Genomic DNA, 16,627 nt, shown 5'->3' on the forward strand with positions numbered 1-16,627 from the left:
CAAGGGGGGCGTGGTCCCCACCGACCGCGACGCAGCCGTGGAGCACCGGGAAAGTGGGAATGGCCGGGGCCTCACACCTGGCCACCATGCAGTGGTACACCGCAGCGCAGAATCCGCCGCACCTCGCCGCCATCGCCCCGTGGGACGGCATCAGCGACCCCTACCGTGACACCCTCACCCACGGCGGAATCCCGGAGACCCGCCACTGCGAGTTCTGGTACCGGGCCATGCACATGGGTTCACGTTCGGCGGTGTCGTCGATGCGCCGGCTCACCCCGTGGCTGTTGCGCCACTTCCCGGACCGCTTCCGGCACGTCGCCGCGCCACCGGAACTCGAGGACGTCACCATCCCGGCGCTCGTGGGCGTGTCGTGGTCCGACCAGGGTCCGCGCACCCGCGGCTCGATCCGGGCGTTCACCCGGCTCGGGTCGCCCGACAAATGGCTCTACACGCACGGCCGCAAGGGATGGCAGACGTTCTACGGTTCCGAAGTACTCGATGTGCAGCGACGATTCTTCGACCATTTCCTCAAGGGCGAGGACAACGGTTTCCACGCGGTGCCGTGGGTCCGCCTCGAAACGCGCCATGACCTGCGCACCTATTCCGAACGCTTCGAAGAGCAATGGCCCGTCCCCGGCACCCATTACGTCCCGCTCTATCTCGACCACGGCACCGGTTGCCTCGATACCGAACTTCCCGAGGAATCCTCGCGTGCCCGCACCTTCCCGGTCGCGGGCGACGAACTGACCTTCAGCGCGACGTTCGACGAGGACACCGAGATCAGCGGGCACGCGGCGCTACGGCTGTGGGTGGAGGCGAAGGACGCCAACGACATGGACCTGTTCGTCGGCCTGAAGAAGCTCGCCGCGGACGGCCGCGAGGTGTGGTTCGAAGGGCATGCCGGATTCGAGGAAGCCTTTGTGGCGCACGGCTGGATCCGGGCCTCGCACCGGGCGTTGGACCCGGAGGCGTCGACGGCGTACCTACCGGTCCTCGACCCGGCCAAGCACTGGCCGCTGCTGCCGGGACAGATCGTGCCCGTCGACATCGAGATCATGCCGCACAGCACCTTCTTCGAAGCCGGGTCGACGCTCGTACTGGTGGTCGCCGGGCACGACCTCGACTCCAATCAGAAGGTCGGGCACGACCGAACCGTCAACCAGGGCTTCCACATCGTGCATTCGGGCGGGCAATTCGATTCGCACCTGCTGCTGCCCGTGGTCGATCCGTCGCGGCCGGACCCGCAGCCCTGCGAAGAACCCGGGAACGAAGTATCCGACAACACCGAGATCACCGCGATGCCCATGCTGTGGACCGGCTTCCCACAGCGTCTGCGGGCCGGACTGTAAGCCGCCACCGCCGCGTACTACCGTCGGTGAGGTGCGCACCGAATCGCAACGCTCCCGCATCGAGACGTTCCACGTCATGGACGTGTGGAGGGCCGCCGCGCAACGGCAGCGCACCCACGGCGACGTTCTGAGTCTGGCGGCCGGCCAGCCGTCGACACCCGCACCCGTTCCGGTGCTGCGCGCGACGCGTCTCGCGGTCGACGCCGAACTGCTGGGCTACACCGAAACGTTCGGCATCCTGCCGCTGCGTGAAGCGATCGCCGGGTATCACCGCGACCGGTACGGGCTGTCCGTGGATGCCGACGACGTCGTCGTCACCACCGGTTCCTCCGGTGCGTTCACCCTGTTGTTCCTTGCCGCGTTCGACCCCGGAGACACGGTCGTCGTCGCCCGCCCCGGCTACCCGGCGTACCGCAACACTCTCGCCGCACTGGGATGCGACGTCGTCGAACTCGACTGTGGTCCGCAGACCCGCTATCAGCCGACCGTCGAAATGCTCGAGGCGCTGGACACACCCCCGGCGGGCTTGATCGTCGCCAGTCCCGCCAACCCGACCGGCACCATGATCGACCCGGACGAACTCGCGGCGCTGGCGCGCTGGTGCGACGAGCACGACGCCCTTCTCATCTCCGACGAGATCTACCACGGCATCGAGTTCGGGACCCCGGGTTCGCCCGCGACGTCGTCGGCGTGGGCGACCTCTCGGGAATCGGTCGTGGTCGGCTCTGTGTCGAAGTACTTCTCGATGACCGGGTGGCGTCTCGGGTGGGTGCTCGTCCCCGAATCGTTGCGTCCGGCGCTGCAACGCCTCGCGTCCAACATGACGGTGTGCCCCCCGTCGATCTCGCAGTTCGGGGCGATCGAAGCGTTCGGCGCCGAAGCGCGCACCGAGCTCGACGGTCACGTCGCGCGGTATGCCACGAACCGGGAGCTGCTGCTGACGGGGCTACCCGACCTCGGCATCACGAAGCTCGCCCCGGCCGACGGCGCCTTCTACGTGTACGCCGACATCGCACACCTGCTCGAGGACGAGACCTCGACGGCGTGGTGTGCGCGGCTGCTGCACGACACCGGTCTCGCGCTCGCGCCGGGCGTCGACTTCGACACCGTGCGGGGCGACGAGACGGTGCGGCTGTCCTTCGCCGGATCCACCGCAGACATCGATGCGGCGCTGGATCGGCTCGCGGGGTGGCTTCCGGTGCGGTGACGGCGCGCCGGGCGGTTACTTCCCGGACGCGATGATCTGCGCGATGTTGCGTTCGGCCAGCGCCGCGATCGTCAGCGACGGATTCGCAGTTCCGGTGCTGCCCGGAATCAACGCGCCGTCCACCACATACAGCCCGGGGTGTCCGTGTACGCGGCCGTAGCCGTCGGTCGCCTCACCGAGCACGACCCCGCCGAGCGGGTGCGCGGTGAACGAGGCGTTGACGTCCTCCGCCATGGGTGGGACACCGGCGATCGTGCCGCCCGCCCGGGCCATGGCGTTGTGCACCGTTCGCAGCGCGTCGACACTCGCGCGTTCTCCACCGGCGGGCCAGTTCACCACTGCCCGATCGGCCGCGGCGTCGTACACGACGTCGGCCCGGGCCGGATCGAGCGTCATGCCGAGCGAGGCGAGCATGCCGACATCCTTCGCCGTGCCCGCGACGAACCAGTTCTCCAGGCTCACCGGCATTCCGGACACGTCGTCGACGATGCGCGAGGCGGACGGGGCGCCCTGATCGCCGCCGAAACCGCCGGTCAACGCCACCGAACGGACGAGGACGGCGTCGCCGTTGGTTCCCCATCCGCGACCGACGTGCTCGTTCAAATCGGGAAGCGACCCGGTGTGGCGGGCTTTGACGAGGAGTTCGGTGGTGCCGATGGAACCGGCACCGAGCACGAGACGGTCGCAGGTGAGGGTGTCGGTGCGCAGCACCGCACCGGTCGGGTCGACGACCTGGACGTCCACCCGGTACCGGCCGTCGCGCTCCTGTCCCACCGACAACACCTTGTGGGCATGGCACACCAGGGCGCGGCCGGTGGCTTCGGCGGCGGGAATGTAGTTCTGGGTCAGGTCGAACTTCGCGCCGTTCGAATTGCCGAGATTGCTCTCACCGGCCACGGCCGAGCGGCGCACGGCGCCGGCCAGTTCGGCATGCACCACGTCCCAGTCCCAGATCCCGTCGATGCGGTGCGGGGTGTAGCCGGCGGCACGGGCATCGTCGTCCCAGCGGCGCGAGTGGGTGAATTCGGCGGCGTGGTAGATGTCGTCGGGCATCGGGTCGAGTCGCAGCATCGACCGGACCTTCGGATACCAGGACGACTCCATTTCCGCGTAGCTCAGCCGATCGCCGAACACCTGCTCGAAGAACCGTCGTTCCGGCGCGATCATCACGCCGGTGAACACGACGGAGCCGCCGCCGACCGCGGCACCCCTCCATACCGACATGTTGGGGTAGTCCACCACGTCGAGGACACCGGCGAAGTCGTCGCACACCACCGGGAGACCGGTCGGGCCGGTGAAGTCGGTGCGGTGGTAGTAGCCACGGCCGTCGGCGAGGAGATCGGTCGTGAAGATCTCGCGCCGCGGATCGCGCGGCCAGCGGAAACCGCGTTCGAGCACGGTCACCCGGCTGCCTGCCTCCGCGAGCCGCAACGCCGCCGCGCTGGCGCCGAAGCCGGAACCGACCACGATCACCTCCGAATGCGCGGGCGCGGCCGGTGGCGGGGCGAACAGTTCGGGCACGAGACGCCGGTACTCGTCGAGCCCGACCGGGAGGGCGTCCGCGACACGAAGGTGGGGACCGGCCAGGCTCGTGCCGGCTGCAGCCGCACCGAGTACAGATGCCTGCAGGAACCGACGTCGTTTCATCCGGTCTCGCTCCGATCGCGGTGACAAAAGGGCGGGGAACGACGGCCGTTTTCCCCGTGCTGCGGCGACAGCGGCCTAATCGTACCGGTCGGTCTCTGTTTCCGTTCTCCCCTGGTGAGCGGTGTCGTACTGTCACCATGGCAATGTGTCGATTGCTGCCACCCCCAAGGGAGAGCGGCGCCGCCAGGCGCTGGTCGAGGCTGCCGCCGACCTGATTCTCGAAGGCGGAATCGACACCGTGCGGCACCGTGCCGTGGCGACCCGAGCACACCTTCCACTGGCATCGACGACGTACTACTTCGAGTCTCTCGGCGACCTCGTCGCATGCGCGATGCACTTCAACATCGTGCGGGAACTCGAAGTCATGCGCGCACGGGTGCGCGACGTGCCGCACAGTCCCCGCAGTGTCGAGTCCACCGCCGATCTCATCGTCGATCTGCTGGTGGGGCCGCGGGACGTCGGTGACTCCGAACGCGAACAACTCTCATCTGCCGGTACGAACGGTATGTGGCGACGGCCAGGCATCCCGAATTGCGGGACGTGCAGCTGTACATGCGCGCGGAGATCGACGACCTGCTCACCGACCTCCTCGAGCGGTGCGGACGGACGGTGCATCCGCAACAACTGCGCAAGCTGGTGGCCATCGTGGACGGCGCGGTCCTCGGTGGGCTCGGAGAACTCGATCCCGATCCCAGGAGCCTGGCGAGGGGAATCCTGCTCGAGGTCGTCGAGAGCGTCGCACCGCCCGCCGACGAGTGACCCGGGGCACGGACCGTAAACTGACCTATCGTGAGCAGCATCCCGAACGTCCTCGCTACCCGCTACGCCAGTCCCGAATTGCGCCGGCTGTGGTCGCCGGAGCACAAGATCGTGCTCGAGCGGCAGCTGTGGATCGCCGTGCTGCGGGCCCAGGCGGAGCTGGGGATCGAGGTGCCCGACGCGGCGATCGCCGACTACGAGCGGGTGCTCGAGCAGGTCGATCTCGATTCCATCGCCGCACGCGAACGCGTCACCCGCCACGACGTGAAGGCGCGGATCGAGGAGTTCAACGCGCTCGCCGGCCACGAACACGTGCACAAGGGCATGACCAGCCGAGACCTGACCGAGAACGTCGAGCAGCTGCAGATCCTCCGCTCGCTCGAGCACGTGCACGGTCACGGGGTCGCGGTGGCCGCCCGCCTGGCCGAGCATGCCGCCGAGTACTCGTCGCAGGTGATGGCCGGCCGCTCACACAACGTCGCGGCGCAGGCCACGACTCTCGGCAAGCGGTTCGCGTCCGCAGCCGACGAGCTGATCATCGCCCTGCAGCGCGTCCGCGAACTGATCGACCGCTACCCGCTGCGCGGCATCAAGGGCCCGATGGGCACGGCCCAGGACATGCTCGACCTGCTCGGGGGTGACGCCGGCAAGCTCGAACTCCTCGAGCGCAAGGTCGCCGAGCACCTCGGGTTCTCGCACGTGTTCACGAGCGTCGGTCAGGTGTATCCCCGTTCGCTCGATCACGACGCGCTGTCGGCACTCGTCCAGGTCGGTGCCGGTCCGTCCTCGCTCGCCCACACCATCCGTCTGATGGCGGGCCACGAACTGGTCACCGAAGGCTTCCAGCCCGGCCAGGTGGGTTCGTCGGCGATGCCGCACAAGATGAACACCCGCTCGTGCGAGCGCGTCAACGGTCTGCAGGTCGTGCTGCGCGGTTACGCGTCGATGGCTGCCGAACTGGCCGGTGCGCAGTGGAACGAGGGCGACGTGTTCTGCTCGGTGGTGCGCCGTGTCGCGCTGCCCGACGCATTCTTCGCGATCGACGGTCAGATGGAGACGTTCTTGACGGTGCTCGCCGAGTTCGGGGCATACCCCGCGGTGATCGACAAGGAACTGATCCGGTACCTGCCGTTCCTCGCGACGACCAAGGTGCTCATGGCCGCGGTCCGTGCCGGGGTCGGTCGCGAAACCGCGCACGAGGTCATCAAGGAGCATGCGGTCGCGGTTGCTCTGGCGATGCGTGAGGACGGCCGCGAACCGGATCTGCTCGATCGGCTCGCGGCCGACGAGCGGTTGCCCCTCGACCGTGCCGCGCTCGACGCCGCTCTCGCCGACCGATCGGCGTTCATCGGTGCGGCGGAGGCACAGGTCGGTGGAGTCGTCGCCGCGGTAGAAGAATTGGTGGCGCAGTATCCCGAGGCAGCCGCCTACGCACCTGCGCCTATTTTGTAGAACGCGATTCTCTGAATCGAGGCCGATCGGCTACCGGGGGAGTGTTCGATGGGGGTAGCTGCAACAACAGGGGAGACAACGGTGTCGGAAAAAACGGGTCTGGTCAAAACGGGTCCGGAAAAGTCGGGAACCACCGGGCGGATCCGTGACGCGGAGCGAACACGAGAAGCGCTGCTCGACGCTGCGCTCGAAGTGTTCCTCAGGGACGGGTACGCGACGGCCGCGACGGAAGAAATCGTGGCCGTGGCAGGGGTGACCCGTGGCGCGCTCTACCACCACTTTGCGAACAAGCGCGACCTGTTTCGCGGAGTGATCATGCGCATCCAGAAGGAGGCCGAGGAAAGCCTCGTTCCGGAGGAGCCGGTGGACGACCCGTGGGAGGGGTTCACGGCAGCGGTCCTCGCATCTCTCGATGCGGTGTACGACCAGGCGACCCGCCGGCTGCTGCTGATCGAAGCTCCGGCCGTGCTCGGTTGGGCGGAAGTGCGTGAAACGCATCGTAATTCGAGCCTTCGCAGTCTCGAACGAATGCTGGTGGCGGTAGATCCCGAAGAGACCGAGTCGTCCATACGGACATCGGTGCTCGCGCACCTCCTCGTCGCGGCCGTCGAAGAGGCGATGCTGTACCTCGCGCACAGCGACGATCCGGCGCGCGACCGTCCGCAGGTGCAGGCGCAGTTGCTGAAGATTCTCGCGGTGGTCCGGAAGCCCGCAGTCAGCGCGTAGGCGATGCCCGGGGTGCGCTCAGCGCGTAGGCGGAGTTTGTGCGTGAGACGCTGACGGTGTGAGTGACTGTATTTTCTGTGCGATCGTCGCCGGCACCGCGCCGGCAAGTGTTGTGCTCGACGAGTCCGATGTACTCGCGTTCATGGATATCCGTCCTTTTACCCCGGGTCATCTGCTGGTCGTGCCGAAGCGGCATGCGTCGGGACTGGCGCAGCTCGATCCCGAGGACGGAGCCAAGGTGTTCGCGGCCGGTCAGCGCATCGCGACGGCACTGCGGTCGAGTGCTCTGCCCGTCGACGGCGTCAATCTCTTTCTCGCCGACGGTGTAGCCGCGGGTCAGGAAGTGTTCCACGTGCACCTGCACGTCGTGCCGCGCACCGCGCGGGACGGTTTCGGGGTACGCGCGAATGCGCAGAGCCCGACCCGCACCGTGCTGGACGGGACCGCCGACGCGATCAGGTCTGCACTGGGGTCCGACGGCGCGTGAGTCCTGTAGTGCCCGAGGTTTCTGTAGTGCCCGAGGTTGCAGTGGCAGCCGCATATCTGCAGCCGATCGCTCCGGTCGGTGGTTCGGTGGCGTGGTCGGCTCTCGTCGCGGTCCTGCCGTTGCTGAGCATGCTCGTCCTGCTTGCGGTGTTCCGGGTGAAGTCTCATGCCGCGGCGGCTGCCGCGTTGGTGGTGGCTCTCGTGCTCGCGGTGGTGGTGTACGAAATGCCTCCGCTCTCTGCGGTGAGCGCCGGCCTGGAGGGGGCGGCTTTCGGTGTCTTTCCGATCATGTGGACGGTGCTGGGCGCCGTATGGGTGTATCGGCTCACGGTCGAGTCCGGTCATTTCGATGTGCTGACGCGCGCGTTCGCGCGGGTTTCCCCGGACCCCCGGATCCTGACGATCGTCATTGCCTTCCTGTTCGGAGCGCTGCTCGAGGCGGTGGCCGGTTTCGGGACCCCGATCGTGGTGTCGACCGTTGTGCTGATCGGAGCGGGATTGCCGCCGGTGCGGGCCGCCGCGGCGGCACTGCTCGCGAACTCGGTGGTGACACCGCTGGGTGTGATGGGCACTCCGATCCTCACCATGTCGAAGGTGTCGGAGATTCCGGTCGAGGAGATCGGGCCGGTCGTCGCCCGGCAGGTCTGCCTGCTCGCCGTGTTCGTGCCGCTGCTCCTGGTTGCCGTGGTTGGCGGGGCTCGCGGTGTTCGGCAGGTGTGGCCCGCGGCGCTCGTCGTCGGTGTCGCGTTCGGGTCTGCGCAGTTCTTGTGTGCCAGCTATCTCGCTGTGGGGCTGAGCAACATCGCGGCGGCGGCCGCGGGACTGCTTGCCCTGCTCGTGTTGCTGAGGGTATGGACGCCGCAGTCTGTCGCCGCACGACGGGCTCCGGAACGTGCCTACGACACGCCGCGGCACACCGTCGAGGCGTTCGCGCCGTACGCCCTGATCGTGGTCGTGTTCCTGCTGACCCGTACCGGTCCGATCGAAGCGGTGCTGGCGCACACCACGGTCCCGTTCTCGTGGCCGGGCCTCGACGTGCGCACGGCGTCGGGTGATGTCCCGGCTGCCGAGACATTCACCTTCAACCCGCTCACGGCTCCGGGGACGCTGGTCTTCGCTGCCGGGCTGGTGTCCATCGCGGTGCTGCGAGTTCAGGTGGGCGACGCGGCCCGGTGTCTCGCTGCGGCCGTCGTCCAGTTGCGCTGGTCGTTTGCGACCGTCACGGCAGTGCTGGCGCTGGCATATGTGATGAACCTGTCGGGGCAGACCGCGACGATCGGGCAGTTCCTGGCGGGTGCCGGGGCGGCGTTCGCCCTGCTGTCGCCGTTGCTGGGCTGGCTCGGCGTGGTGGTGACCGGCTCGAACACCGCATCCAATGCGATGTTCGGAAACCTGCAGGTGTCGGCGGCCCAGCAGGCCGGTTCGAATCCCACTGTGCTCGTGGCGGGCAACATGGCGGGCGGCAGCGCCGGCACTCCGATCGCACTGCAGAACCTGGCGCTCGTGTCGTCGGTGAAGGGTCTGGCGGGCAGGGACGGTCTGCTGTTGCGGCGGTTGTGGCCGATCAGTCTCGCCGCGGTGGCACTGCTGGCTGTGCTGGTGTGGTTGCAGACGACGGACGTGCTGTCGTGGATGGTTGTCTGACGTTCCACTACGGTGATCTTGTGGTCCGCTCACAACCGATCCTGACGCCGCTCACCGAGGCCGCGATCTTTCTGGTGCTCACCTTCGAGGAGGGTGCCGAAGACGCCGTACGAGATCTTCTCGAAGACCTGTCCGGGCTGCGCCGCTCCGTCGGGTTCCGCGTTCCGGACGGAGGGTTGTCCTGTGTGACGGGCATCGGGTCGGGGGCATGGGATCGGCTGTTCTCGGGTCCGCGACCGTCAGGTCTGCACGAGTTCGTGCCGCTTCACGGCGACCGCCATCACGCCCCGGCAACTCCCGGCGACCTGCTGTTCCACCTGCGCGCCTCGACCATGGATCTGTGCTTCGAACTCGCCGCGAAGATCAACGACCGGTTGCGCGGTGTCGCGACCGTGGTCGACGAAACGCACGGCTTCCGTTACTTCGAGCGCCGCGATCTGCTGGGCTTCGTCGACGGCACCGAGAATCCCGAGGAAGACGAAGCGGCCGAAGCTGCTCTCGTCGGCGCCGATGATCCCGACTTCGCGGGTGGCAGCTACGTCATCGTCCAGAAGTATCTGCACGACCTGTCGTCGTGGAATGCTCTCACCGTCGAAGAGCAGGAACGGGTGATCGGACGGACGAAGCTCGACGACATCGAGCTCGACGACGACGTCAAACCGGCCGATTCACATGTCGCTCTGAACACGATCGTCGATGACGACGGCGAGGAACGTCAGATCCTGCGGGCCAACATGCCCTTCGGGAGTTTCGGTGCCGACGAATTCGGCACGTACTTCATCGGGTATTCGGCGTCCCCCGACGTGACCGAGCAGATGCTGCGGAACATGTTCGTCGGCGATCCGGTCGGCAACTCCGACCGCATCCTCGACTTCTCCACGGCGGTGACAGGTTCGTTGTTCTTCTGCCCGTCCCTGGAGTTTCTCGACGATCTCCCGCCTGCGCCGGGCGAATCCGGTGGGCACGACGACGACGGCGACAACATCGATGGCAGCACCCCGACGCCCGCCCGAGACGGATCCCTCGGAATCGGCCCTCTGACAAGGAGTTCCACGTTATGAACAATCTCTACCGCGATCTCGCTCCGATCACCGCCGCCGCGTGGGCCGAGATCGAGGAGGAGGCGGCCCGCACGTTCAAGCGGCACGTGGCGGGCCGCACGGTGGTCGACTTCTCGGGCCCGCACGGAACCGATTTCGCCGCAGTCGGTCTCGGTCGTACCCGCGAAATCGATTCGCCGGCTGCGGGTGTGCGGGCGCGTCAGCACCGAGTGGCGCCGGTTGTCGAACTGCGGGTGCCGTTCACGCTGTCGCGCGAGGAGATCGACAACGTCGAACGCGGTGCGCGCGACATGGATCTCGATGCGGTGAAGGACGCAGCAAAGCAGATCGCGTTCGCCGAAGACCGCGCGATCTTCGAGGGATATTCCGCCGCGGGGATCGAGGGCATCCGCACATCGTCGACCAATGCCGCACTGCATCTGCCCGCGGATCCGCGGGACATCCCCGAGACCATCAGCCAGGCACTGTCGGAACTGCGGCTCGCAGGTGTCGGCGGGCCCTACTCGGTGTTGCTGAGCGCCGACGAGTTCACGAAGGTCAGCGAGACGTCGGACCACGGTTACCCGATCCGGGAGCAGATCCGGCGGCTCATCGACGGCGACATCATCTGGGCGCCCGCGATCGACGGAGCCTTCGTGATCACCACACGAGGTGGCGACTACGACCTTCAGGTCGGCCAGGATCTGTCGATCGGCTACCTGTCCCACGACAGCGAGAATGTGCAGTTGTATTTCCAGGAGACGCTGACGTTCCTCGTCTACACCGGTGAGGCGTCCGTTGCGCTGATCTCGCCCCGTTAGAGGACAGCGGGGAGTTTCCGTCGTGCCGGTCAGCGCCGGTGGGACTCCGCGGCCTTCAGTGCCGCCGCGTTGACGCGCGTGAGGACCTTGTGCAGTTCCTCGAGTTCGGCGATGTCCACCCCGAGCGCGGCGACAACCTGTTCCGGGACCGCCTCGGCTCGGGTCCGCAGCGCGCGGCCCGTGTCCGTGAGGTCGACGACGAGCTGCCGTTCGTCGACCGCGCTGCGGGTGCGGGAGATGAGTGCGAGTGCTTCGAGCCGCTTGAGCAGCGGCGACAGGGTCGGTGAGTCGAGTTGGAGCAGCGCACCGATGTCTTTGACCGAGAGCGGGGCCTGCTCCCACAGGACGAGCATGACCAGGTACTGCGGGTGCGTCAGCCCCAGCGGCTCGAGGATGGGCCGGTAGACCGACAGGACTGCCCGGTTCGCAACGGAAAGCGCAAAACATACCTGGCGGTCGAGGGTGAGAGTGTCGCCATCGAGGACGGGTGTGGGCTGGGCCGGTATGTGTTCGGTGGGTGCGTGCCGGTCGGGTGCGTGCGAGGTGGGGATGTCGACGCTCATGGGCCGACCATACCCAAGCCGGTACCCGGCGCTACACCCGACAGGTCGTGCGCTATTCGATCGCGCCCACCGGGAAATCGCCGATCACGGGGTGTAGTCGGGGTAATCGGTATGCAGCAGGAGGTAACCGGTGACGTTCTCCTTCAGCCATTCGTCGCTTTCCCCGGGTGTCACGCTGTCGCAGACCGCGTCGCCTTCGATGCAGATTCGCTGAACGTCGATGGTGCCGAAGTTGTCGCGGCCCCCACCGAGGGTCACTCCCGGGATCACCTCGCCGGGGAAGCGGGTCTCGACTCCGCGGATGTCGCGCGGGTCGGAGTACAGGATCCCGCGAATCTGCTGCGGCGGAACGGATCCATCGGCGGCGATCTCGGCGAGCACGTCGCCCGCGATCGATGCGCCCTGCGAATAGCCGAGGATGACGAGTTCGGAGTCCGGGCACGAACTGTGCCGGACTTTGATGGTCTCTCGCAGGCGTTGGTGTCCGACCTCCTTCGACCTGTCGTACGCGATGGCCTCTTCGTCGCTGGAACCGGAGTCGGGAAGCGGCACCACCACCGCGGGGTAGCGGATGTGTTCGACGATGGTGCCGGGTGCGCGGTAGCGGGCGGAGATCTCGGCGAGGGGGGAGTCGGGATCGATGGAATCGGGGGAGTCGAAGTTCTTCGTCCCATCGACAGCGAGGACATAACGATCGGGGCAGGGCGACTGCTCTTCGGCGGATGCTGTCGCCGCGGTCAGCACGACCGTTCCCGCTGCCGCGATGAGGGCAGTCGCCAGCAGGCCCACGGCGTGGCGGAACGTGCGGTCTATGCCGGACATGGCGAATTCTCCCCTGTGGCTGCCCCGACGGCGATTGTGATGGCTGAACACTACCGACCAAGTGCTTTGTGTGCACATCCCACACGTCGCGTTTCGGAGTGGTATTGATAACAATCCGAGTGGGCTGTACGACCCAAGCTGCTGCTCGGGGCCGATGGCTCACCGTGTGATTTCCGGCAGACTCGGGCGGAGGCCATCGGGAGATCCGCCTCGTTCGAATCCCTATGCAGGACAATGTGTTACATGAACCTCGGTGGACGCACTGCTGTGTTTCCATCCGTGCGACTACGGGTCGGTGCGCTTCGGCTCCTCGGGATTCGAGGTTTCGAGGTGACGTATAACTACAGGATGCCAAGCTCCCACGACGAAAACGGCCTCGACGAGGCGCCGCCGTCGATGGCGCCGTCGTCGATACTGCGCGAACTGCCGGTCACCGAACGCGGCCTCCGTACCCGACGCGCGCTGGTGTCGGCCGCACGAACGGTCTTCGAGCGATCGGGATATCTCGACACGCGCCTGGCCGACATCACCAGGGAAGCCAAGTGCTCGTCCGGCACGTTCTACACCTACTTCTCCAGCAAGGAAGAGATCTTCGCCGCGGTCCTGGAGATGGTCCAGGAGGACATGCTGCATCCCGGTATGCCGCACGTGGCCGACGACGACGATCCTGCCGCGGTGATCGAGGCCAGCAACCGCGCCTACCTCGAGGCCTATCGGCGCAACGCGAAACTCATGGGGCTGCTCGAGCAGGTCGCGAACATCGACCCGGTGTTTCGTGTGCTTCGTCAGCGGCGGGCCGACACGTTCATTCGCCGCAATGCGCGCAGCATCGCAGATCTGCAGAAACGGGGTCTCGCGGACGACGCCGTGAATCCGCTTCTCGCGTCGCGCGCCCTGTCCGGGATGATCAGCCGGCTCGCATTCGCCCAGTTCGTCGGCGATGCGGAGCAGGAACCCGAGCGCGACGAGCAGGTCTCCATGGATGAACTCGTCGAGGCGGTGACCCGGCTCTGGGTGAACGCCCTGCAGATTCCACGCCGCTGACCTCGCAGTGCAGCCGACCAGTTGAAATTGACGCCGGTTTCAACTTATAGTCCGTGTCACATGGACCACGTCTTTCGGGGGTGCTCGTGAAGGTTGCAGGCAAGGTCGCAGTCGTTACCGGCGGTGGCGGGGGGATCGGCGGCGCTCTCGCCGCCCGGCTCGTGCGAGACGGTGCCCGGGTGGTCGTGGCAGATCTGAACGCCGAGGCGGCACAAACGGTAGTGGACGCGATCGTTGCGGACCATCCTGGTAGCGCGGTCGCCGTCGGCGCCGACGTCTCCGACACCGCACAGATCCGGCAGCTGATCGAGCGAGCCGAATCCGAATTCGCGCCGGTGGACCTGTATTTCGCGAACGCAGGCGTTACCGGCCCGCCCGGGCTGGATGTCGACGACGCCGCGTGGGAACAGGCTTTCGACGTCAACCTGCGCGCACACATCCGCGCGGCGAAGCTGTTGGTCCCGGGATGGCTGGACCGCGGCGAAGGCTACTTCGTCAGCACGGCGTCCGCGGCCGGACTGCTCACCCAGCTCGGGTCGGCCACCTATTCGGTCACCAAGCATGCCGCCGTCGGGTTCGCCGAGTGGTTGTCGGTGACCTACGGGGACCGAGGTGTGCGGGTCAGTTGCGTGTGCCCGATGGGGGTGAACACGGCGTTGCTGTTCTCGGGCGAGCAGTCCGGGAGCACGCTCGGCAGCCTCGGTACGCGCGCGGTCACCTCGGCCGGGGCGGTGCTCGAACCCGACGACGTCGCCGAGATCGTGCTCGCGGGTGTCGAGGAGGAGCGGTTCCTGATCCTTCCGCATCCGGAGGTGCTCGAGTTGTACCGGCACAAGGGCGCCGACTACGACCGCTGGCTGCACGGCATGCGCCGTTACCAGCGGTCCCTGCTCGCAGAGTCCTGACAGAACCCGTCTCACCGAACTTCGAGGAGTCCTCGTGTCCCTGTTCGCAACATCGGAACGTGCCGAGAAATATCGGGCGGACCTGCTGGAATTCATGGATTCGCACATCTATCCCGCCGAGGCCGTCTACGCCCGGCAGATGGCCGAATCCGGCGACCCGCACTTCCAGCCACCGGTGATGGAAGAGCTCAAGGCCGAAGCGCGCAATCGGGGGCTGTGGAACCTCTTCCACCCGCATCCCGAATGGGGACCGGGACTGTCCAACCTCGAATACGCGCCGCTCGCGGAGATCATGGGACGCAGTCCGCTCGCGTCGGAGGCATGCAACTGCAACGCCCCGGATACCGGCAACATGGAAGTGCTCACCCTATTCGGCACCGACGAGCACAAGAAGAAGTACCTCGAGCCGTTGCTCGACGGCACGATGGCGTCGGCGTTCGCGATGACCGAACCGGACGTTGCGAGCTCGGATGCCACCAATATCGAGATGTCCATGGTGCGCGACGGTGACGATTACGTACTCAACGGCCGAAAGTGGTTCGCGTCGAACGCGTTGCACAAGAACTGCCGGGTGATGATCGTGATGGGCAAGACGGACCCCACCGCGCCGGTGCACCGGCAGCAGTCGATGATGGTCGTTCCCATCGACGCTCCGGGAGTTACCGTCGTGCGGAACCTGCCGGTGTTCGGATACCACGATCGCGAAGGCCACGCCGAAATCCTGTTCGAGGACGTGCGGGTCCCGTCGACGGATGTGCTCAAAGGGGAGGGGGAGGGCTTCGCGATCAGTCAGGCCCGCCTCGGCCCGGGGCGTATCCACCACTGCATGCGGGCCATCGGTGTAGCCGAGCGGGCACTCGAACTGCTGTGCAAGCGTGCGCAATCGCGGATCACATTCGGCAGGCCCATCAGCGACAACGCGAACATCCAGGATTGGATCGCGGAGGCCCGCATCGAGATCGAGATGATCCGGCTGCTGACCCTCAAAGCTGCGTACCTGATGGACACCGTCGGCAACAAGGAAGCCCGCACCGAGATCGCGGCCATCAAGGTCGCCGCCCCGAACATCGCGCTGAAGATCGTCGACCGCGCGATTCAGGTACACGGTGGGGGTGGCGTGACCGACGACTTCCCCCTCGCGATGGCCTGGGCGCACCTGCGCACCCTGCGTCTGGCGGACGGCCCCGACGAAGTGCACAAGCGCGCCATCGCGAGGCAGGAACTGCGCAAGTACCGGGAACAGAAGGCGACGGTGAGCTGAGTTGGGCCAGGCGCGGCCGGCGTCCGACTCCGAGGTCGTGGGCCTCGATCCTGTTGCGGTGACCGACTGGATTCGCAGCCTCGATCATGACGGTGGTCCGCTGGAATGTGCACCGCCGCTGAGCTTTCAGCGTATCGGACTCGGGCAGTCGAACCTGACGTACCTCGTCCGCGACCGTGAGGACCGGCGATGGGTGCTGCGCCGACCACCGCTGGGTGAGCTGCTGGCGTCGGCCCACGACGTGGCCCGGGAAGCACGAATCCTGTCCGCGCTCGGAAGCACAGAGGTTCCGACGCCGCGGGTCTTCGGGCTCACGCGTGATCCTCGGATCACCGACGCCCCGCTCCTGCTTATGGAGTTCGTCGACGGGCTCGTCGTCGACCGGATGCCGGTCGCCGAATCGTTGACACCGCAAAGGCGCCGCGACATCGCCCTGTCGATGGTGCGCACCCTCGCGAAGATCCACGCCGTCGACATCGACGCTGTCGGGCTGTCGGACCTCGCGAGCCACAAGCCCTATGCCCAGCGGCAGCTCAAACGGTGGAGCGGACAGTGGGAACAGTCGAAGACGAGGGAGCTTCCGGACCTCGACGACCTCACCCGCCGCTTGACGGCAGCCGTGCCGGAGCAACGTGAAGTGACGCTCGTGCACGGCGACTTCCACCTGCGCAACGTGATCACCTCTCACGAGACCGGTGACGTGGTCGCCGCGCTCGATTGGGAGCTGTCGACGCTCGGAGATCCGCTGGCCGACATGGGAAGCCTGCTGGCCTACTGGTCCGAGAAGGGCGAAGAGACAGCGGGAGACTTTCCGGCGTCGCAACTCGACGGCTTCCCGGATCGCGCCGAACTCGCGCAGGTGTACCTCGACGAAACCGGCCGCGATCCCGCGGCCCTGCAG

At 66.9% G+C, this 16,627-nt stretch carries 15 protein-coding genes and 1 pseudogene; 13 read left to right on the forward strand and 3 right to left on the reverse strand.

Going from position 1 to position 16,627, the window contains the following annotated elements:
* The coding region (locus tag Q8814_RS17750) for a CocE/NonD family hydrolase (RefSeq protein WP_330153326.1) at nucleotides 1-1,349 on the forward strand (1,349 nt) is incomplete at its 5' end.
* A gap of 31 nt (nucleotides 1,350-1,380) precedes the next feature.
* Complete coding sequence (locus tag Q8814_RS17755) at nucleotides 1,381-2,556, forward strand: pyridoxal phosphate-dependent aminotransferase (protein WP_330153327.1); 1,176 nt, start codon at nucleotides 1,381-1,383, stop codon at nucleotides 2,554-2,556.
* A gap of 15 nt (nucleotides 2,557-2,571) precedes the next feature.
* Here Q8814_RS17755 and Q8814_RS17760 read toward each other — a convergent pair whose 3' ends face one another.
* Nucleotides 2,572-4,203: a GMC oxidoreductase gene (locus Q8814_RS17760; protein WP_330153328.1), complete on the reverse strand. Its 1,632-nt coding sequence runs from the start codon at nucleotides 4,201-4,203 to the stop codon at nucleotides 2,572-2,574.
* Between the two features lie 145 nt (nucleotides 4,204-4,348).
* Here Q8814_RS17760 and Q8814_RS17765 point away from each other — a divergent pair.
* From Q8814_RS17765 to Q8814_RS17795, 7 genes and pseudogenes are all read left to right on the forward strand, one after another.
* A pseudogene (locus Q8814_RS17765) lies at nucleotides 4,349-4,962 on the forward strand (TetR/AcrR family transcriptional regulator).
* A 30-nt stretch (nucleotides 4,963-4,992) separates the two neighbouring features.
* Nucleotides 4,993-6,414, forward strand: coding sequence for an adenylosuccinate lyase (purB, locus tag Q8814_RS17770; protein WP_330153329.1), 1,422 nt, complete (start codon nucleotides 4,993-4,995; stop codon nucleotides 6,412-6,414).
* A gap of 141 nt (nucleotides 6,415-6,555) precedes the next feature.
* Nucleotides 6,556-7,140 (forward strand): TetR/AcrR family transcriptional regulator, encoded by a 585-nt coding sequence (locus Q8814_RS17775; RefSeq protein ID WP_408015927.1) that lies wholly within the window; start codon nucleotides 6,556-6,558, stop codon nucleotides 7,138-7,140.
* A gap of 58 nt (nucleotides 7,141-7,198) precedes the next feature.
* A complete protein-coding gene (locus Q8814_RS17780; protein WP_330153331.1) occupies nucleotides 7,199-7,627 on the forward strand; it encodes an HIT family protein in 429 nt (142 codons plus the stop codon).
* A 26-nt stretch (nucleotides 7,628-7,653) separates the two neighbouring features.
* Entirely contained in the window at nucleotides 7,654-9,270 is a 1,617-nt protein-coding gene (locus Q8814_RS17785) for an L-lactate permease (RefSeq protein WP_330153332.1), read from the forward strand.
* A 20-nt stretch (nucleotides 9,271-9,290) separates the two neighbouring features.
* Nucleotides 9,291-10,331, forward strand: a complete 1,041-nt coding sequence (locus Q8814_RS17790) for a Dyp-type peroxidase (protein WP_330153333.1) — start codon at nucleotides 9,291-9,293, stop codon at nucleotides 10,329-10,331.
* Nucleotides 10,328-11,131: a family 1 encapsulin nanocompartment shell protein gene (locus Q8814_RS17795; protein ID WP_330153334.1), complete on the forward strand. Its 804-nt coding sequence runs from the start codon at nucleotides 10,328-10,330 to the stop codon at nucleotides 11,129-11,131. The genes Q8814_RS17790 and Q8814_RS17795 overlap by 4 nt, the downstream gene beginning before the upstream one ends.
* Nucleotides 11,132-11,160: 29 nt before the next feature.
* Here Q8814_RS17795 and Q8814_RS17800 read toward each other — a convergent pair whose 3' ends face one another.
* Nucleotides 11,161-11,694, reverse strand: a complete 534-nt coding sequence (locus Q8814_RS17800) for a MarR family winged helix-turn-helix transcriptional regulator (protein WP_330153335.1) — start codon at nucleotides 11,692-11,694, stop codon at nucleotides 11,161-11,163.
* 84 nt (nucleotides 11,695-11,778) lie between these two features.
* Complete coding sequence (locus Q8814_RS17805; RefSeq protein WP_330153336.1) at nucleotides 11,779-12,516, reverse strand: cutinase family protein; 738 nt, start codon at nucleotides 12,514-12,516, stop codon at nucleotides 11,779-11,781.
* A gap of 348 nt (nucleotides 12,517-12,864) precedes the next feature.
* Here Q8814_RS17805 and Q8814_RS17810 point away from each other — a divergent pair, with 348 nt between their 5' ends.
* The 4 genes from Q8814_RS17810 to Q8814_RS17825 form a co-directional block, all read left to right on the forward strand.
* Nucleotides 12,865-13,560 carry a TetR/AcrR family transcriptional regulator gene (locus Q8814_RS17810; protein ID WP_330153337.1) on the forward strand — a complete coding sequence of 232 codons (696 nt, stop codon included), beginning with the start codon at nucleotides 12,865-12,867 and terminating at the stop codon, nucleotides 13,558-13,560.
* A gap of 86 nt (nucleotides 13,561-13,646) precedes the next feature.
* Nucleotides 13,647-14,465 carry an SDR family oxidoreductase gene (locus Q8814_RS17815; protein WP_330153340.1) on the forward strand — a complete coding sequence of 273 codons (819 nt, stop codon included), beginning with the start codon at nucleotides 13,647-13,649 and terminating at the stop codon, nucleotides 14,463-14,465.
* 34 nt (nucleotides 14,466-14,499) lie between these two features.
* Entirely contained in the window at nucleotides 14,500-15,726 is a 1,227-nt protein-coding gene (locus tag Q8814_RS17820; protein WP_330153338.1) for an acyl-CoA dehydrogenase family protein, read from the forward strand.
* Nucleotides 15,727-15,763: 37 nt separating this feature from the next.
* The coding region (locus Q8814_RS17825; protein WP_408015928.1) for a phosphotransferase family protein at nucleotides 15,764-16,627 on the forward strand (864 nt) is incomplete at its 3' end.

Source organism: Rhodococcus chondri, from assembly GCF_036327435.1.
Lineage (GTDB): Bacteria > Actinomycetota > Actinomycetes > Mycobacteriales > Mycobacteriaceae > Rhodococcus > Rhodococcus chondri.